Annotated in this window: 16 protein-coding genes; 10 read left to right on the plus strand and 6 right to left on the minus strand. The window is 65.9% G+C overall.

Going from position 1 to position 17,502, the window contains the following annotated elements; translation table 11 throughout:
• Positions 1-29: 29 nt before the first annotated feature.
• Positions 30-938, minus strand: coding sequence for a LysR family transcriptional regulator (locus tag R2669_RS09160; RefSeq protein WP_316899979.1), 909 nt, complete (start codon positions 936-938; stop codon positions 30-32).
• 73 nt (positions 939-1,011) lie between these two features.
• Between R2669_RS09160 and R2669_RS09165 the strand changes: the two genes are divergently transcribed.
• Positions 1,012-2,568 (plus strand): MFS transporter, encoded by a 1,557-nt coding sequence (locus R2669_RS09165; protein WP_316889886.1) that lies wholly within the window; start codon positions 1,012-1,014, stop codon positions 2,566-2,568.
• Positions 2,569-2,577: 9 nt separating this feature from the next.
• On the opposite strand, the gene R2669_RS09170 is transcribed toward R2669_RS09165, so the two are convergent.
• Both R2669_RS09170 and R2669_RS09175 read right to left on the minus strand, forming a co-directional pair.
• The gene (locus tag R2669_RS09170) at positions 2,578-2,988 is read right to left on the minus strand and encodes a DoxX family protein (RefSeq protein WP_316889887.1); all 411 of its coding nucleotides are present in this window, start codon (positions 2,986-2,988) and stop codon (positions 2,578-2,580) included.
• A 34-nt stretch (positions 2,989-3,022) separates the two neighbouring features.
• The gene (locus R2669_RS09175; RefSeq protein WP_316899747.1) at positions 3,023-3,907 is read right to left on the minus strand and encodes a LysR family transcriptional regulator; all 885 of its coding nucleotides are present in this window, start codon (positions 3,905-3,907) and stop codon (positions 3,023-3,025) included.
• A gap of 124 nt (positions 3,908-4,031) precedes the next feature.
• Here R2669_RS09175 and R2669_RS09180 point away from each other — a divergent pair, with 124 nt between their 5' ends.
• Both R2669_RS09180 and R2669_RS09185 read left to right on the plus strand, forming a co-directional pair.
• Positions 4,032-5,660: a gamma-glutamyltransferase family protein gene (locus R2669_RS09180; protein WP_316899981.1), complete on the plus strand. Its 1,629-nt coding sequence runs from the start codon at positions 4,032-4,034 to the stop codon at positions 5,658-5,660.
• 102 nt (positions 5,661-5,762) lie between these two features.
• Positions 5,763-7,076: an MFS transporter gene (locus R2669_RS09185; protein WP_316889890.1), complete on the plus strand. Its 1,314-nt coding sequence runs from the start codon at positions 5,763-5,765 to the stop codon at positions 7,074-7,076.
• A gap of 48 nt (positions 7,077-7,124) precedes the next feature.
• On the opposite strand, the gene R2669_RS09190 is transcribed toward R2669_RS09185, so the two are convergent.
• Positions 7,125-7,715: a hypothetical protein gene (locus tag R2669_RS09190; RefSeq protein ID WP_316899749.1), complete on the minus strand. Its 591-nt coding sequence runs from the start codon at positions 7,713-7,715 to the stop codon at positions 7,125-7,127.
• Positions 7,716-8,032: 317 nt separating this feature from the next.
• On the opposite strand from R2669_RS09190, the gene ypfJ reads away from it, so the two are divergent.
• A complete protein-coding gene (gene ypfJ / locus R2669_RS09195; protein WP_147213353.1) occupies positions 8,033-8,917 on the plus strand; it encodes a KPN_02809 family neutral zinc metallopeptidase in 885 nt (294 codons plus the stop codon).
• A gap of 8 nt (positions 8,918-8,925) precedes the next feature.
• Here the strand turns inward: ypfJ and R2669_RS09200 are convergent, their stop codons facing one another.
• Positions 8,926-9,672 carry an SDR family oxidoreductase gene (locus R2669_RS09200; RefSeq protein ID WP_316899752.1) on the minus strand — a complete coding sequence of 249 codons (747 nt, stop codon included), beginning with the start codon at positions 9,670-9,672 and terminating at the stop codon, positions 8,926-8,928.
• Between the two features lie 138 nt (positions 9,673-9,810).
• Between R2669_RS09200 and R2669_RS09205 the strand changes: the two genes are divergently transcribed.
• The 4 genes from R2669_RS09205 to R2669_RS09220 all read left to right on the plus strand — a co-directional run bounded on the left by R2669_RS09205 (position 9,811) and on the right by R2669_RS09220 (position 14,654).
• Positions 9,811-11,286 carry an AlkA N-terminal domain-containing protein gene (locus tag R2669_RS09205; protein WP_316899754.1) on the plus strand — a complete coding sequence of 492 codons (1,476 nt, stop codon included), beginning with the start codon at positions 9,811-9,813 and terminating at the stop codon, positions 11,284-11,286.
• Between the two features lie 17 nt (positions 11,287-11,303).
• Complete coding sequence (locus R2669_RS09210) at positions 11,304-11,852, plus strand: methylated-DNA--[protein]-cysteine S-methyltransferase (RefSeq protein ID WP_147213356.1); 549 nt, start codon at positions 11,304-11,306, stop codon at positions 11,850-11,852.
• A gap of 60 nt (positions 11,853-11,912) precedes the next feature.
• Positions 11,913-12,845 carry a DMT family transporter gene (locus R2669_RS09215; protein WP_147213357.1) on the plus strand — a complete coding sequence of 311 codons (933 nt, stop codon included), beginning with the start codon at positions 11,913-11,915 and terminating at the stop codon, positions 12,843-12,845.
• Between the two features lie 498 nt (positions 12,846-13,343).
• On the plus strand, positions 13,344-14,654 hold the full coding sequence (locus tag R2669_RS09220) for a HipA N-terminal domain-containing protein (RefSeq protein ID WP_147213358.1): 1,311 nt from the start codon (positions 13,344-13,346) through the stop codon (positions 14,652-14,654).
• A gap of 28 nt (positions 14,655-14,682) precedes the next feature.
• Here the strand turns inward: R2669_RS09220 and R2669_RS09225 are convergent, their stop codons facing one another.
• The gene (locus tag R2669_RS09225) at positions 14,683-14,958 is read right to left on the minus strand and encodes a hypothetical protein (protein ID WP_012762729.1); all 276 of its coding nucleotides are present in this window, start codon (positions 14,956-14,958) and stop codon (positions 14,683-14,685) included.
• 226 nt (positions 14,959-15,184) lie between these two features.
• Between R2669_RS09225 and R2669_RS09230 the strand changes: the two genes are divergently transcribed.
• Both R2669_RS09230 and R2669_RS09235 read left to right on the plus strand, forming a co-directional pair.
• Positions 15,185-16,600, plus strand: coding sequence for a M20 family metallopeptidase (locus tag R2669_RS09230; RefSeq protein WP_147213359.1), 1,416 nt, complete (start codon positions 15,185-15,187; stop codon positions 16,598-16,600).
• A 74-nt stretch (positions 16,601-16,674) separates the two neighbouring features.
• Complete coding sequence (locus R2669_RS09235; protein WP_316899757.1) at positions 16,675-17,496, plus strand: transporter substrate-binding domain-containing protein; 822 nt, start codon at positions 16,675-16,677, stop codon at positions 17,494-17,496.
• Positions 17,497-17,502: the final 6 nt, after the last annotated feature.

The following is a 17,502-nucleotide window of genomic DNA, read 5'->3' on the forward strand; positions in this document are numbered from 1 at the left end:
CGATTGTGACATCCGGCGCCGGTCTTCGGCTAGGCGGCGGCCGGTGTGGCGGAAGCGCCCTCTGCTTCCAGCGCATCCAGAAACACGCGCACCTTGCGCGGCACCAGCTTGCGAGCCGGCATCAGCGCGTAGACGCGCAGCGCGGTCAGTTCGAAGTCGGGCAGCACGCGTATGAGCCGGCCGGCAGCGACTTCCGTATCGCCCACGGAGCGCGCCATGCGTGCCACGCCCAGGCCACGCACGGCGGCGCGGGCGCGCATTTCGGCGTTCAGCGTCTGCAGGCGCGGCTGGATCGGGACTTCGATCGGCTCGGCCGTGGGCTCGCCGACGGGGCGGAAGGCCCAACTCGCGTCGTCGGGGCCCGAAAGGCAGGGCCAGCCGGCGAGGTCTGCTGGCGTCTTGAGCGGGGGGCGTTCCGCCAGCAAGGTCGGCGACGCATACAGACCGCGCGGGATCAGCACCACGCGGCGCGCCACGAGCGATGAATCCGGCAGCATCTGATCGACCATCACGAAGACGATGTCGTAGCCGCTGGCGAGCAGGTCGGGCTGCTCCCACGAGATGTGCACCTGGATCTGGAGATGCGGATATTTCTCAAGCGTGCGGCACACCGGTTCGGTCAGGTGCTGTGCACCGACTTCGTACGGCGCGGCGATGCGCAACGTGCCGGCCACGGTCTCGCTGGCTGCGGTCGTGTCTGCATGCACTGCGCGCAGGCGCTCGAACAGGGGCGCGATGTCGTCGTAGAACTGCGAGCCCGCTTCGGTCAGACGCAACTGGCGCGTGGTGCGCGTCATGAGCCGCACGCCGAGTGCAGCTTCCAGCCGTGATACGGCGGCGCTGGCGGTCGATTTGGGAATGCCCAGCGCCTCGGCGGCGGCGGTGAAGCTGCCGGCTTCCACCACGCGGCAGAAGGTTTCCCAGTCGTTCCACTCCATTGTTCGCATGACTGGACAGTGTTCCTAGAGTTGGCCGTTTATCCGGCTGGCGGGCAAGTTTATGCTCGGGCACATGTCGCTGCAAATCCTCAAACCCGCGTCGCTGCGGGCGTTTCCACACTTTTCTTCGGCGCGGGTCCACGCTTTTGGGCTGGCGCTGGGTCTCTCCACAGGCCTCGATTTCGTCTCGTCGCAGATGTTCGCCGTGGCGGGCCAGCACATCCAGGGCGGTGTGCATGCGAGCCCCGAGGCGTATCTGTACGCCGTGACAGCGTATGCCGTGGCGGCGGTGGTCGCCAACCTCGCCATTGGCCGCATTGCGGCGCACGTGGGCTACCGGATGTATTCGCTGGTGGGCATCGTGCTGTTCGCCATCGGCTGCCTGGTGTGTGCGCAATCCAACAATATCGGCGAACTCGTCATCGGGCGGACCATCCAGGGCCTGGGCGCGGGCGGGCTGTTCTCGGCGTCGCGGATCCTGGTGCAGCTCACAACGGAGCCCGACGAGCGCATTCCGCCGATGCTGATGTTCAGCGTCGGCCTATTCGGACTGACCACCATTGCGCCGTGGATCTGCGCCGAGGTGCTGGAGTACAGCGAATGGCGCGTGATTTTCTGGATCGAACTGGCGCTGGCCGGCGTCGCGTGGGTGGCGATGTTCTTCCTGCCGCCGGAACGTCATCAGCCGCGCACACGCGCCGCGCGCCGCCCCGATGAAGCGCCGCCCGAAGAGAGTCAGTGGGACTGGGTTGGCGTGGGCGCCATGGCCATCGGCGCGCTGTCGTTCCTGATGGGCCTGTCGGAGCTGCGCTACAGCCGGCTGACGGCCTCGCCCGTGATTCCGCTGTTGCTACTGGGCGGTACGGCGTCGCTGCTGCTTGCCATCCACCGCCTGCGCACGCACCCCGACCCTTGGCTCGATCTCTCCCGCCTGAACGGCCGCCGCTATCTGTGGGGCATCGGCTTTTACGGCGTCTATTACCTGATGAGCGGTTACTGGTCGTACCTGTTTCCGGCGGTGTCGCAAGGCGGCCTGGGTTTTACGTTCCGCACGACCACGCTGTTCCTGATGATCAGCGGGGCAATGTCGACGGTGGTGGCCGTCGTCATGACGATTTGGTTGCCGTTCTTCTTCCGCAAGCGCCGCTTCATCGCCATGGGCTTCGCCGTATATGCGGCAGCAGCGCTGCTGCTGGCGACGAGCCTGATGCCGGGCGCGCCGGACTATGCGTTCTTCCCCGTGTCGATGCTGGAAGGCATCACGCCGGGCGCGGTCATGATCCAGGTGGCGATGATGACCTACCTCGATCTGGACCGGGAAGATTTTGCGCACGGCTACCAGATGAAGAACATCGCGCGCCAGTTTGCGACCGCGGTGGGCACGGGGCTGGCGGCCGTGTCGCTGCAGACCCAGCAGGCGGAATCGCGCTCGCTGATCGTGGCGCATGTCACGCGGTTCACAGCAGACCTGCAGGCCGCCAGCCCGCTCACGCCGGAACGGCTGGCGAGCCTGTCTGCTGAAATTGATCGCCAGGCAACGCTGCTGGCCGGCACGCAGCTCTTCAGCTGGTTTGCGGTGGCATGCGGCGTGTTTGCCGTCTTGGTAGTGGTGCAGCGGTCGTTGCGTTAAACGTGCGCACTACGACTTCTGCACCGCGTATTTCCCGGGTCCCACCGCAGCCAACAGAAACAGCCCGCCCATGATGCTCAGGTTCTTGAAGAACTGGATCTTGTTGGCGGCCTCCATGGCGCCTTGCATATCCCAGTAGGAATGGGCAATGAACGATGTGCCGAGCACGAACAGCGCCATCAGAATGGCCAGCGGCCGCGTCCACAGCCCGATGAGCAAGGCGATACCGACGCCAAACTCCATGACGACGGCAACCGCGGCGGCCACCATCGGCATGGGCGCGCCCGTGCTGGCCATGTAGCCCACTGTGCCGTGGAAGCCTGTCAGCTTGCCCCATCCGGACATCACGAACAGCACCATCATCAGAATGCGGGCGAGCAGGATCAACTCGTCGCGCCAGCGTTGAATGATTGCGTCCATCGCGGCCTCCGGAGCCTGTCTGGGTGCATCCAGTCTAGGCGCTGGAATTGCCAAGTGTGGTTTCGAGCGCATCGAGTACCGCTTGAATCACACCGTGCCGCACGTGCTCCTTCCGCTCGATCATCCCGACAGCGCGCACGGGCGTGTGCGGCGGCATGGGCAGCACCCGCAGGGCGGGATCGCTCTCCCAGCTTGCGCGGCGCAGGCGCGGCACCAGCGTCACCCCCACCTGCTGGCGCACCAGCTCGACAATCGCCTCGATTGAATTGACTTCGATGAACTCGTTGACCGCCATGTGCGTCTTGCGCAGGGCCCGGTCGATGAGCGCGCCCGTGCGCACCGCGCGGTCGAAGCGCAGGAACGGATGGGTGCGCAGCACTTCTTCGGCGCGGCCGCGCGTGTGGCGGCCCGCCACCACCACCAGCGGCTCGGTATAGAGCGGGTGCCACGCGAGGTTGGCGGGCAGGCGCTCCAGGTGCTCAACCACCAGCGCACCATCCAGCTCGCCCGCTTCCACCTGCTCCGCCAGCTCGCCCGATTTGCCGGTGATGAGCTTGACGTCCAGCCCCTTGTGCACCTGTTTGAGCCCCGCCACCGCATGGGCCAACGACCCCATCACCGACACCACCGCGCCGATCGCCACCGCGCCAGACAGTTCCGTCTGCGGTTCGTCGCCGATGCGCATGGCGTCGTACAGGCTCAGCAGGTGCTCGGCTTGCGGCAACAGCGCCCGGCCGTGCGCATTCAGCGTGACGGTGCGGCCGGACCGGTCGAACAGGTCACGGCGCAGTTCGTTTTCCAGCGCGCGCATCTGCAGGCTCACCGCGGCCTGCGTCAGCGCCACGCGCTCCGCGGCGGCGGCAAACGAGCCATGACGGGCCACGGCGACAAAGGTGCGGAGAAAGCGGACGGTACTCACGGCAAGGCGCAGCGGACTCTCAAGTTTTTCTTAAGCAATATCCAATGAATTTTAACTTTATTAAATCCAGCGCACCGCAAATAATCGTTCGTCAACCCTTCCCGCTGATCACCGCTTGAACCCCATGTCCCACCGCTTCGACTGGCAGAACCCCTATCCGACCGTGCGCATTCCGCTGTTTGCGCGCAACGTTGTGTCCACGTCGCACCCGCTGGCCGCGCAGGCCGGGCTGCGCATGCTGCTCGCGGGAGGCAGCGCCGTGGATGCGGCCATCGCCGCGGCGGCCATGCTCACCGTGGTCGAGCCCGTCTCGTGCGGCCTCGGCAGCGATGCATTCGCAATCCTCTGGGACGGCAAGGAACTGCACGGCCTGAACGCCTCCGGCACCGCGCCGCAGGCCTGGAACCTCGATTACTTCCGCAAGAAATACGGCGAAGACGCCAACGGCAACCCCAAGCGCCCCACGCGCGGCTGGGACGCGGTAACCGTGCCCGGCGCCATCTCCGCATGGGCTGCGTTGCACGAGCGCTTCGGCAAGCTGCCGTTTGCCGACGTGCTGGAACCCGCCGCCGAGATTGCCGAGCGCGGCCACACCATCGCGCCCATCGTCGCGCACAAATGGGCGGCGGCCATTCCCGAGCTGCACAACCAGCCCGGCTACGCCCAGGCCTTCATGCCGCACGGCCGCGCGCCGGAAGTTGGCGAGAAGTTCAAGCTGCCCGACGCAGCCGCCACGCTGCGCCGCCTCGGCCAGACCAACGGCCGCGATTTCTACGAAGGCGAACTCGCTGAACGCATCGCCGCCTATTCGCGCGAATGCGGCGGCGGCATGACCGCACAAGACCTGCGCGACTATCGCCCCGAATGGGTCAAGCCGATCACCAAGCGCTACCGGGGCTACGACCTGCACGAGATTCCGCCGAACGGCCAGGGCATTGCCGCGCTCATCGCACTGGGCATTCTCGATCGCTTCGATCTTGGCGGCCTGCCGGTCGACTCCGCCGATTCGCAGCATCTGCAGATTGAAGCGATGAAGCTGGCGTTTGCCGATCTCTACAAATACGTGGCGGACCCGCGCTCGATGGAAGTCACGCCAGAGCAGATGCTCGACGACGCGTACCTCGATGCACGCGCCAAGCTCATCGACATGGGCCGCGCGCAGATGCCGACCTTCGGCATGCCGCGCGCCGGCGGCACGGTGTACCTGACGGCGGCGGACGAGAACGGCATGATGGTCTCGTTTATCCAGTCCAACTACATGGGCTTCGGTTCGGGCGTGGTGGTGCCCGGCACCGGCATCAGCCTGCAGAACCGCGGCTTCGGTTTTTCGATGGACGCGCTTTCAGCCAACGTGGTGGAAGGCGGCAAGCGACCATTCCACACCATCATTCCGGCGTTCCTGACCAAGGACGGCCAGCCGCAGATGAGCTTCGGCGTGATGGGCGGCGACATGCAGCCGCAAGGCCACCTGCAGACGCTCGTGCGCATGCTCGATTACAAGCAGCAGCCGCAGGCCGCGTGCGACGCGCCGCGCTGGAAGGTCAACCGCGATTTCACGCTGGACGTGGAAGGCACGATGAACGCCAAGACCGTCGCTGCACTGGAAGCACGCGGCCACAAGCTCGAATCGGTGGCCGATCCGTACATGGATTTCGGCTCCGGCCAGTTCATCTGGCGCCTGTCGGACGACGCCGACCACGGCTACGTGGCCGCCAGCGACAGCCGCCGCGACGGCCACGCGGTGGGCTTTTAAGAAAGCTCCGCCGCACCAGCGCGCTGACCCGTCGGACCGGGCGGGCAACGCGCTGCAGTTCCCATAAAAACGATCCCGGCCGGCACCAAAGGAACCCTCATCATGACCGCCCCCTCTGCGGCAGGCACTGCTGCGCCTCGGCCCGCAACAACGAGTGCAGCGCACGCACGCCGCATCGTCATTTCGTCGTCGATCGGCAATGCGCTGGAGTGGTACGACTTTCTCGTCTACGGCTTCTTCGCGTCGGTCATCGGCAAGCTGTTCTTTCCGGCCGATGACGAATGGGTGTCGCTGCTGTTTGCGGTGGGCAGCTTTGGCGTGTCGTTCATCACGCGGCCGGTCGGCGCGATCGTGCTGGGCATGTATGCCGACAGAAAGGGGCGCAAGGCGGCACTCACGTTGTCGATCCTGCTGATGATCGTCGGCACGCTGGCGATTGCCGTGATGCCGAGCTATCAGCAGATCGGTATCGTCGCGCCCATCACGATCCTGCTCGCACGTTTAGTGCAGGGTTTTGCGGTGGGCGGTGAATTCGGCAGCGCGACGGCCTTCATGGTCGAGCACAGCACGCGTGGGCGCGGCTACTACGCCAGCTGGCAATTTGCCAGCCAGGGCATTGCCACCATTCTGGCGGCCGGGCTGGGGGCGCTGCTCACCGCGTCGCTCACGCCGGCCGATCTGGAAGGCTGGGGCTGGCGGTTGCCGTTCATCTTCGGCTTGCTGGTCGGCCCGGTGGGTTTCTACATCCGCCGACATCTGGATGAGACGCCCGAGTTCGTCGCCGAGCAGAAGAAGACGACCATCGATCCGCAAGCGTCGTTCAAAGCGCAGTGGACGAACCTGCTGCTGGCGGTGGGCGTGGTAGCGCAGTCCACCGTGTCGGTGTACGTGCTCCAGCTCTACATGCCGACGTATGCCGTCAAGCAACTGCATCTGCCGGCCGCACAGTCGTTCGCGGTGGTCGTACTCAATGGCGGGCTGCAGTTTCTGCTCTCGCCGGTGATGGGCGCGCTGTCGGATCGCATTGGCCGCATCCGCATCATGCTCACCACGTCGGTGCTGATGATCCTGCTGATCTACCCGATGTTTGCGCTGTTGCGCGCGTATCCGACCATCGGTGCGCTGCTGGCGCTGCAAGCCGTGTCGGGGATCTTCAAGGCCGCGTATTCGGGCCCGATGCCGGCGCTGATGTCGGAGATCTTCCCCACGCGCGTGCGCTCGACCGGCCTGTCGCTCGGCTACAGCCTCGGCGTCACGCTGTTTGGCGGGTTCGCGCCGTTCATCGTCACATGGCTCATTCACACGACGGGGGATACGCTGGCACCGAGCTACTACGTGCTGACGGCCGCCGCGGTGAGCGGGATCTCGCTGACGATCATCGCGCTGCGTCGTCGCAGGCAACCGCACGCTGCCTGAGCGTCACGCCGCCTTATGCTGCGTCGCTCCTTTTTCCTGGGGAGCCGATCAGGCGCCTTTGTACCAAGCCGCATTGAACGGCGCGCTATGGCGCATGTACCGCGTGCCGCGATGATGGCGACGGGTATTGGCAGGCGCCGGCGCATCGTTGTCTTCGATCGTCTCGCGTTCGGCTACGGTGCGGGCGCGGGGCTGCTGCACTTGCGAGTAGACGCGTTGCTCCATCCGGTCACGCGCTGCCGCAACCCGGTCGGGCGATGCAGGCTGCGACGAAGCGTCCGCGGGCGCAGGTGCAGCGGTCGGCGCCGGCGTGGCCGCATTGGCTGGGCCCGCTGCCATGGCAACGCTCATCGCATCGCCGGCCTGCGCGGCCGTCGGCGTGTGGCCGGCGAGGCTCTTCACCCAGGGCGCGTGGTACATCCCAACGTAGATCGCCCCGGTCACGGCAATCAACGCGGCAGCAACACTGCTGAACGCGCCGCCTATCACGGCACCCGACACGCGTGCCCACCACGGCTTGCGCTCTGCAGGCGCCTGCTCCACGTCCGACACCTCGGGCGGATCAACGTGGGTAGCAGCCAAATGCGACGGCTCCGTGGCGGCGGGTGGTTGAGCAGTGATCGAAGCGGGCAAGCGCATGGTGAGAACTCGAAATCATGGAGCGGCAGCGTCATCTTCTGCCGATCGTTATTCGGTAACCGCCGCATGTCACCTGTGTGACAGCCGGACGGAGGATGAGCAGCCTTGGTTAGCAAGTTTCCTGCCGGACTTGGTGCGGTGCCGCAAATCGCCGCCAGCCCTTGCCAACGCTGGCGCCGGCGCTGCATGCAGACGATTCGGCAGCGCGGCGGCATGCCCGAACGTATGTACAGCAGGTAGACTTTGCAAAGTTTACCGGGTGTGACGCCCGGCCCCACCCTGCCCTACTGCCTCACAGGCCCCTCAAGGAGAACATCGTGCGTTGGGATGACATGCGCGAAAGCAACAACGTGGAGGATGAACGCGCGTCCTCGGGCGGCGGCTTCGGTGGTGGCGGCATGCGGCTCGGCATCGGCGGCATCGCGATCGTGGCCGTGGTGGGCTTGCTGATGGGCAAGAACCCGCTGGAGATCCTCAGCATGGTGATGCAGGTGTCGCAGAATGCGCCGACGCAATCCGCGCAGCACAGCCCCGCCCGGCCCACCGGGGAGACCGACAACGACCGCAGCAAGCAATTGGTTTCGCACGTGCTCGGCGACACCGAAGACACGTGGACGCAACTGTTCAAGCAAGCCGGCCGCGCGTATCAGCCGCCCAAGCTCGTGCTGTTCCGCCAGGGCATCCGCTCAGGTTGCGGCGATGCCACCTCGGCCGTCGGCCCGTTCTATTGCCCCGCTGATACGAAGGTCTATCTCGACCTCGGCTTCTTCGACGAACTGCGCCGCAAGTTTGGCGCGCCCGGCGACTTTGCCGCCGCGTACGTCGTCGCGCACGAGGTGGGCCACCATGTGCAGAACCTGCTGGGCGTGTCGGAAAAGGTCAGCCGCGCGCAGGCCGGTAAATCGCAGGCCGGGGCGAATGCGCTGTCGGTCAAGCTGGAGCTGCAGGCCGATTGCCTGGCCGGCGTGTGGGGCCACTATGCGCAGCAACGCGGCCTGCTGGAGCGCGGCGACCTGGAACAGGCGCTCACCGCCGCACACGCCATCGGCGACGACACCTTGCAGCGCAACGCCGGCCGCAGCGTCACGCCCGATGCCTTCACGCACGGCACGTCGGAGCAGCGCATGCACTGGTTCCGCCAGGGCTTCGACGGCGGCGACCTTCGCCAGTGCGACACCTTCCGCGCCGGGGCCGACGCCTGATCACCCCGTCAGCGCCCACCCGCGCAATCCAGCAGCGCCCCCGTCACGTACGACGCCGCATCGGAGAGCAGCCAGACGATGGTCTCAGCCACTTCCCGCGGCGTGCCGGGGCGGCCGATGGGCGTGGCGCTGCCCAGGCGCTGAGCGCGGTCGGGATGGCCGCCTGAGGCGTGGATATCGGTCTCTATCAAGCCGGGGCGCACGGCATTGACGCGCACGCCATCGCGCCCGAGTTCACGGGCCAATCCCAGCGTCATCGTATCGACGGCACCCTTGGAGGCAGCGTAGTCGACATATTCGTGCGGCGACCCCAGCCGCGACGCCGCCGACGACACGTTCACCACTGAGCCGCCCACGCCGCCGCGCGACGTCGACAGGCGCCGCGCCGCCTCGCGCGCCACCAGAAAGGCTCCCAGCACATTGGTCTCGAACATCGTGCGCAGCCGGTGCGTGGTCATGTCGGCCACGTCCTCTGCCTCAGCCACGATGCCGGCGTTGTTGACGACGCCGTGCAGCGCGCCAAAGCGTCCGGCCGCAGCTTCGAACAGGGCAATCACATCTTCGTCGCTCGACACATCGCCCTGCACCGCCAGCGCGTGGCCGCCGGCCTGTTCGATGAGGCCGACCGTCTCTTCCGCCGCCTGCCGGTTGCCGCGATATTGCAGCGCGACAGACCACCCGCGTTGCGCACACAGCACCGCCGTGGCGCGACCGATCCCGCGGCTCCCGCCGGTGATGACGATGGTCTTGGACATGCCGGTCTCCCGATGTGTTGTTGTGTTCGCAATTGTGCCGAGATGCCGCGTTTTTGGCATCGAGGGATGTGTCCGAATCCGGCGAATCTGCACGACCCGACAGGGCTAGACTAGCTGCCAGCTTCCCCGATCACCACCATGCATCTCGACCACAACGCCTGCTACCACGCCGTGCAATCGCGCGACCGTCGTTTCGACGGCTGGTTCTTCGTCGGTGTGACATCCACCGGCGTATATTGCCGCCCCGTTTGCGCGGTCCGCACGCCGCTGGAAAAGAACTGCCGCTTCTTCAACACGGCCGCCGCCGCCGAACGCGCAGGCTTTCGGCCGTGCCTGCGCTGCCGGCCGGAACTGGCACCGGGCCACAGCCTGGCGGAGATGTCGTCCAACCTTGCACGCGCCGCCGCGCGCATGATCGACGAGGGCTTTCTGCAAGAGCACGACCTTGCCGCGCTGGCCGCAGCCGTGGGCGTGACCGACCGTCACTTGCGCCGCATCTTCCGCGCGGAGTTCGACGTCTCGCCCATCGAGTACGCGCAAACGCAGCGTCTGCTGCTCGCCAAGCAGTTGCTGACCGATACCGCCATGCCCGTCGGCGATGTGGCCTTTGCGGCCGGCTTCGGGAGCGTGCGCCGGCTGAACAGCGGCTTTACCGAACATTACGGCTTTGCGCCCACACGTCTGCGCTCGCGCACGACGGCGCCGCGCACCGAAGACGGGCCTACGCTCATGCTCGGCTACCGCCCGCCGTTTGCGTGGCAGGCGTTGCTCGAATTTCTGCGCGCCCGTGCCGTGGACGGCGTCGAAGTGGTCGACGCCGACAGCTACGCACGCACGATCACCGTCGACTACGGCGGCGTGCGACACACCGGCTGGCTGCATGCGCGCAATGTGCCGCAACGCCACGCCGTTGCGCTCACGCTGTCGCCCAGCCTGCTGCACGCCATGCCGCCCGTGCTGGCACGCGCGCGACGGCTGTTCGATCTCGACTGCCGGCCGGATCTGGTCGATGCGCACCTCGGCACGCTTGCTGCCGAGACGCCCGGCCTACGCGTGCCGGGCGCCGTCGACGGCTTTGAAATTGCGGTGCGCGCCATCGCCGGGCAGGTCATTTCGCTCGCGCAGGCGCGGCGCATTCTCGGGCGCATGACTGCCGTGTATGGCGTGCCGTTGCAACAACCGCGCGAGGGGCTATCGACGGCATTCCCGAGCGCCGCTGCACTAGCAAACGTCGATGCGCAGGCGCTGTCGGCGCAGACAGGTCTGCAGGCCAGCCGCGCTGCCGCCGTCGTCGAACTGGCCCGCGCCATCGATAGCGGCAGCCTGCGGCTCGAACCGCTGGTGCCGCTCGCGCCCACGCTGGCCGCGTTGCAGGCGCTGCCCGGCATCGGCGAATGGACAGCGCAATACGTCGCCATGCGCGCCTTGGGCTGGCCGAATGCATTTCCGCTGGGCGACTACGTCTTGCGCAAACGCCTTGCAGACAGCAGCGGCAGGCTGCCCACGCGCCGCGCCATGGTCGAGCGCGCCGAACCCTGGGCGCCGTGGCGCGCATACGCCGCCATGCACCTCTGGCACCGCGAGGAAGCGTTCACCCAATCTGCGTCGCATTGATTGACGCGTCGACCGCCATGTACCGCCACACCTTTGCCTGCCCCCTCGGCGATCTGCTGCTGACCGCCACCGACACACACCTGACCGGCGCGTTCTTTCCCGGGCAGAAGACGATTCCCGTGAATGCCGCGCGCATGGCGGCGGGTGCAGACGTCGCGGTCATCCGTGAGGCGCAGGCGCAGTTCACCGCCTACTTTGCCGGCAAGCTGCACGACTTCGATCTGCCGATGGCGCCCGAAGGTACGCCGTTTCAGCAGGACGTCTGGCGCCTGCTGTGCGACATCGCATTCGGCAGTCGCACCACCTACGGCCAGATCACGGCCCGCCTCGGGCTCACGCGCGAACATGCGCGGGCGGTGGGCACCGCCGTGGGCCGCAACCCGATTTCGATTGCCATCCCGTGTCACCGCGTGGTGGGCGCCGACGGTGCGCTCACAGGCTATGCCGGTGGGTTGCCACGCAAGGCCGCGCTGCTGCGGATCGAAGGACACCCCGCGCAGGTTGGCGAACGCCTGCCCATGCCCGGCGACGATCGCCAAGGCTTGCTGGCGCTGGTGTCTGCATAAAAACAAAATCGCGCGGACAATGCGCGCACGCCACCCCACAACGATAACGAGACCCCCTTCATGCGCCGCTCCGATGTGTTCGAACTCCTCACCCTCGCTGCCCTATGGGGCGGCTCCTTCCTGTTCATGCGCGTGGCCGCACCGCCCTTCGGGCCCGTTGCGCTCATCGCGCTGCGCGTGGCGATTGCGTCGTGCTTCCTTGTCCCGACGCTTGCTTTGCGCGGTGGCATGGGGGCGCTGCGCACGCACTGGCCGCATCTGCTGGCCGTGGGCGTGCTGAATTCGGCCATCCCGTTCTGCCTGTTCGCCTATGCCGAACTCACGCTCACGGCGGGCTTTACCTCGGTGCTCAATGCGGCGGCGCCGTTGTTTGCGGCCATCGTCGCGTTCACGTGGCTGGGCGAGCGGATGTCGTCGCTGCGCGTGCTGGGATTGGCGATCGGCTTCATCGGCGTGATCGTGCTGGTGGGTGGGTCGTCTGTCATCGATGCAAAGCAAGGCGGCGTGGCTGTGGCCGCGGCGCTGTCGGCTACCGTGCTGTACGGCGTGGCCAGCAGCTACACCAAGCGCTTCCTGACCGGCGTGCCGCCGCTGGCCGTGGCGACCGGCAGCCAATTGGCCGCCACGATCGTGCTCGCCCCGCTGGCTTACTGGCTGTGGCCCGGGCAGACGCCCACCGGCAGCGTGTGGCTGCACGTCATCGCACTGGGTATCGCCTGCACGGGCGTCGCCTACATCCTGTTCTTCCGACTGGTCGCGCATGTGGGGCCGACACGCGCCGTGTCGGTCACCTTCCTGATCCCGGTGTTCGGCGTGCTGTGGGGCATCCTGTTCCTGGGCGAGCAATTGACGCTGAACATGGTGATCGGCTGCGCCGTGATCCTGCTCGGGACGTCGCTGTCGACAGGCGTATTCGCGCCAGGTAAAAAAGCCGATGCAAATGCGACCCCAGCCGCAAGCGAAAAAGATTCGCTTTTGCGTTCCGGCCGCTGAATGGCCGAGTGAGCGCCCCGGCGGTTCGGGGCGCCGTGACTTGCGCAAAATCCACTTGAAGCCGATGCTTAAAACCGCAGTTGAATTCTCCAGCAATGCGGCGATGTCATCGCTGCCCCCATATTGCGACGGCGTTAAATCCGGAATTTGTAATGAATGCCATGTCGTCGCGGTCCTCGTGCAATTTATTCAACGGCGCTGGCATTGGCTCCGCAGCTCGATTTAAAAAATCTTCAAAACTGAAGTAGACGCCTGAAACATCGCCTCGCGCGCACTCGATCTTAACGATCCGATAATCCGATTTGAGAAAATTGCATCATCGATTCCGGATATCTACGCGCGTTGCACAGATTTTCTTTGTTATGCTCGCCCTCGGTCGATGAGGGGCGTGCAAGGGAACGGCATATTTGCTGAATAGCAGCCGAATTCCCAATTGCCGGCGGGTTCTCCGCTGCACAGCCGACTAAGCACGCTCCATCAAATACGTTGGATACGCGCATGCTGGACGTCTACCTGAATAAGCATCTGATCGGTCAGCTATCGTGCGGCCGCAGCGGTTGGGCGTTCGAATACGATTCCCGCTGGCAGACTTCGTCGCAGGGCTTTGATCTGAGCCCGCACCTGCCACGTACCGCCGGCAATATCGCCGATACGGCAAAAGCCCAGCCGGTGCGCCACTTCTTTGAATACCTGCTGCCCGAACCGGCACGCAACACCCCCAAGGCTGCTGCCGCCGCGCTCGAGCATCTCGCGCAAGCCGCGCCGCATCTGGACGGCCCGCTGACGCTGGTGCCGAGCGGGCTCAAGCCCTGCAGCGGCCGCGCCGACGGGCTGTCCGAACGGGATCTCGTGCTGCAGTTCCAGCAAACGGTCGGGCGGCCGCCCCGCAGCACGCCGCTGCGGGTGGCGGAACCGCGCGCACGCTACGGTACCGATGGTGCGGCGGCGTCCGAAGAAATCAGCCTGCCCTTCCTGGCTTCGAATGGCTTGCCCGTGTCGATGTGGCTTGGGCGATTTTCCGCGCCGGCCAATGCCGCGCAATCGAGCCATTTCGTCCGGCTGGATCTGGGTGAAGGCGCGCAACTTCCTTACGCCACCATCAATCACTGCTGGGCCACGCTGCTGGGCCGCAGCATCGGTCTGGACACGCCGTTCATCGGGCTGCGCCAATTTCCGGAAACTGCCGCCGTGGTGCAGCGTCTCGATCGCACGCTACGCTGCAAGAGCGACGACACCGCGCTGGTGCAGGCGCGCTATGTCGTCTCGGCGGTGCAATTGCTGGGGCTCTCGCCCAAGCACCGGTTCCTGCCGATCACCGTCGAGCAGCTCGCAGAATGCGCAAGTCTGTGCGCAGACCCGGCTTCCGCCACGGCCGCGCTGTTCCGCTGGATGGTGTTCTGCCTGCTGATCGGCGGGCGCAACGCCTCGGCCGGCACGCTGCATTTCCACATCGGTGCGGACGGCATCCGCCTCGCGGCGCACGATCACCTGTTCTGCGCAGCGGTCTACGCCAACGAATGGAATGCCGATGAACTGTCGCCGGATGCACAAGCCCGCTATGACGCCATCGACCAAGACGCGCTGCTGTCCCTGGCTGATCACCTCGGCTACGACGCCAGCCAGGCGCGCCGCGAGTTGCTGCGGCTGATCAGCATGCTCGCGCCGCAGTCGTCGTTCGTGGCGACGCATCTCTCGCAAGCGCTCGGGCATTCGCCGACACGCGCTGCGGAGATCGATTTTCTCGCGCGCATCCATCGCCATGTGTCGGAGACGGCACGGCGGCTGGGCGGCAAGACAGCGGAAGTCTGAAACAGAAACGCGCGGCCACCGCAGGCGCTTAGAGCGCCGCCAGGCTGACCGAGCCGTAGCGGGCGTAGCCGTGCGCGGCCAATGTGTCCATGGCCTCCGCTTCCGCCCGGGCGAACGTCAGCGCAAGCGTGTCGGGGCTCCCCGCCCCGCTCGCGAAGGCCTGGTAGGCCGCAAACGCCTCGCGCGGGGGCACGCCACTTCGTTCGAGCACCCGCTGCGCGGCTTCCAGCGCCGCACGAATCGCCGTCTCACCGGGCGGGGCATCGCGAAACGCTAGCTGTAGACAGGACGTCGTCGGGTTCATCCGCGTTTCGATCTTCGATTCACTGGAACAGCACACCTGACCCAGTCTAGGAAAGCGCCTACCGGGTGCCAAGCCTGGCGCTCGCCCCCGAGGCGCGTTCTCGCCAACATTGCAATGTCCGACTTGGGGATGCCCCCGGGTGCACATGCCATGAATCACGTTGCATAATCGATTCGATTGACGAAGCAACGACTTTGTTGGCACCACCACAACGACAGGAGACCCCATGATCACGCCCCCCATCCGGTTGAAACGTACTGCGCTCGCCTGGCTGCTGGCCGGTGCAGCCTTGCCGGCATTCGCACAGATTCCGTTCAGCTCCGGTGGAGCGTCTTCCACGCCTGCACAAGCTGCGTCAGCCGCCCCCGGGGGAATCGACGTGGCGCAGATCAAGCCGGCGGTGGACGCGGCGGTCAATGCGGAATACGGCCAGCTCGACCTGCTCTACAAAGACATCCATGCGCATCCCGAGTTGGCGTTCCAGGAAACCCGCACGGCGGCCAAGCTGGCCGAGCAGATGCGCAAGATCGGCTTTGACGTGACGGAGCATGTCGGCAAGACCGGCGTGGTGGCGGTCTATCGCAATGGGGCGGGCCCGACGATCCTGGTGCGTACGGAACTCGACGCCCTGCCGATGGAAGAGAAAACCGGCCTGCCCTACGCAAGCCACGTCCACACGAAATGGCGCGGCGAGGACGTCGGCGTGGCGCATAGCTGCGGGCACGACGTGCACATGGCGTCGTGGGTCGGCACGGCCAAGACGCTGATGTCGCTCAAGGATCGCTGGCACGGGACGCTGGTGTTCGTGGCACAGCCTGCCGAAGAAACCGTATCGGGCGCGCAAAGCATGATCGACGACGGCTTCTTCAAGCGCTTCCCCAAGCCCGACTACGCGTTTGCGCTGCACACCGGCCCGGGGCCGTACGGCTCCATCGTCTTCAACAGCGGCCCGATCACCTCCAACTCCGACGGGCTGGAAATCACGTTCAAGGGCCGCGGCGGCCATGGCTCTGCGCCTGACAAGACCATCGACCCCGTGATGATGGCGGCGCGCTTCGTGGTCGACCTGCAAAGCGTGATCAGCCGCGAGAAAGATCCGCAAGAATTCGGCGTGGTGAGCATCGGCGCCATCCAGGGCGGCAGCGCCGAGAACATCATTCCCGACAGCGTGCTGCTGCGCGGCACGATCCGCTCGTACAAGCCGGCGGTGCGTCAGAAGATGCTCGACGGTATCCGCCGCACGGCCAAGGCCGTCACCGAAATGTCGGGCGCGCCGGACGCCGACATCAAGATCACCGAGGGCGGCAAGGCGGTCAACAACGACCCCACGGTCGTTGCGCGCACCGAGGCGATGTTCAAGACCGCCTTCGGCAACGACCGCGTCGTGCGCGTGCCGCCCATCACGGCCAGCGAAGATTTCTCGGCGTTTGTTGACGCGGGCATCCCGTCGATGTTCTTCTTCATCGGCGTGAATGATCCGCAGACGTTCTTCGCCTCGCTCAAGCCTGGCGCCAAGCCGCTGCCGACCAATCATTCGCCGCTGTTCGCGCCCGTGCCGGAGCCGTCCATCAAGACGGGCGTGACCGCGATGTCGCTGGCGGTGCTCAACGCGCTGCAATGGAACAAGGCGTCGGGCCAGTAAGCCGGCGTTGATGTGGGCGCGGAGCCCGATGACCGGGCGGCCGCGCCTTTTTGATTTTTTCAGGAGGGGATTCCATGTTGAACCGTTTCATCCGCACCAGCGCCCTGCTGCTGTGCGCCTGCGCCGCGGCACCCGCGCTGGCGCAAACCGCGTCGGCCAACCCGGCCACCAACCGTCTCGACGAAATCATCGCGCGCGGCACACTGCGCGTCGGCACCACCGGCGACTACAAGCCCTTTACCTACAAGGACCCCGCCGATGGCCGCTTCATCGGCCTGGACGTCGAGATGGGCGAACGCCTGGCGAAAGCACTCGGCGTGAAGCTGGAAATCGTGCCGACCACGTGGTCGACGCTGATGCAGGACTTTGCGGCCGACCGCTACGACATCGCAATGAGCGGGGTGTCGGTCACGCTGGAGCGGCAGAAGAAAGCGTTCTATTCGATCCCGTATCAGCGCGATGGCAAGACGCCGATCACGCGTTGCGAGAACCAGTCGAAATATCAGACGCTGGCACAAATCGACCAGCCGAATGTGCGTGCCGTGGTCAACCCGGGCGGCACCAACGAAAAATTCGCGCGCGAGCACCTGAAGCAGGCGCAGATTCGCGTGTATCCGGACAACGTGACGATCTTCAACGAGATCGTCGCCGGCCGCGCAGACCTCATGATGACCGACGCGGTGGAAACGAAACTGCAGCAGAAGCTGCACCCGGAACTGTGCGCCGTGCATCCGGAAGCGCCGTTCGATTTCTCCGAAAAGGCCTACCTGCTGCCGCGCGACGTGGTGTTCAAGAACTTCGTCGACCAGTGGCTGCGGCAGACCGCAGAGAGCGGCGAGTTCGCCAAGCGCTTCGATGCGTGGCTGGCGTATCCGTGGAATGCTGCGGCCAAGTAAACGGCG

This window comes from Ralstonia edaphi, from assembly GCF_958350185.1.
GTDB lineage: Bacteria > Pseudomonadota > Gammaproteobacteria > Burkholderiales > Burkholderiaceae > Ralstonia > Ralstonia edaphi.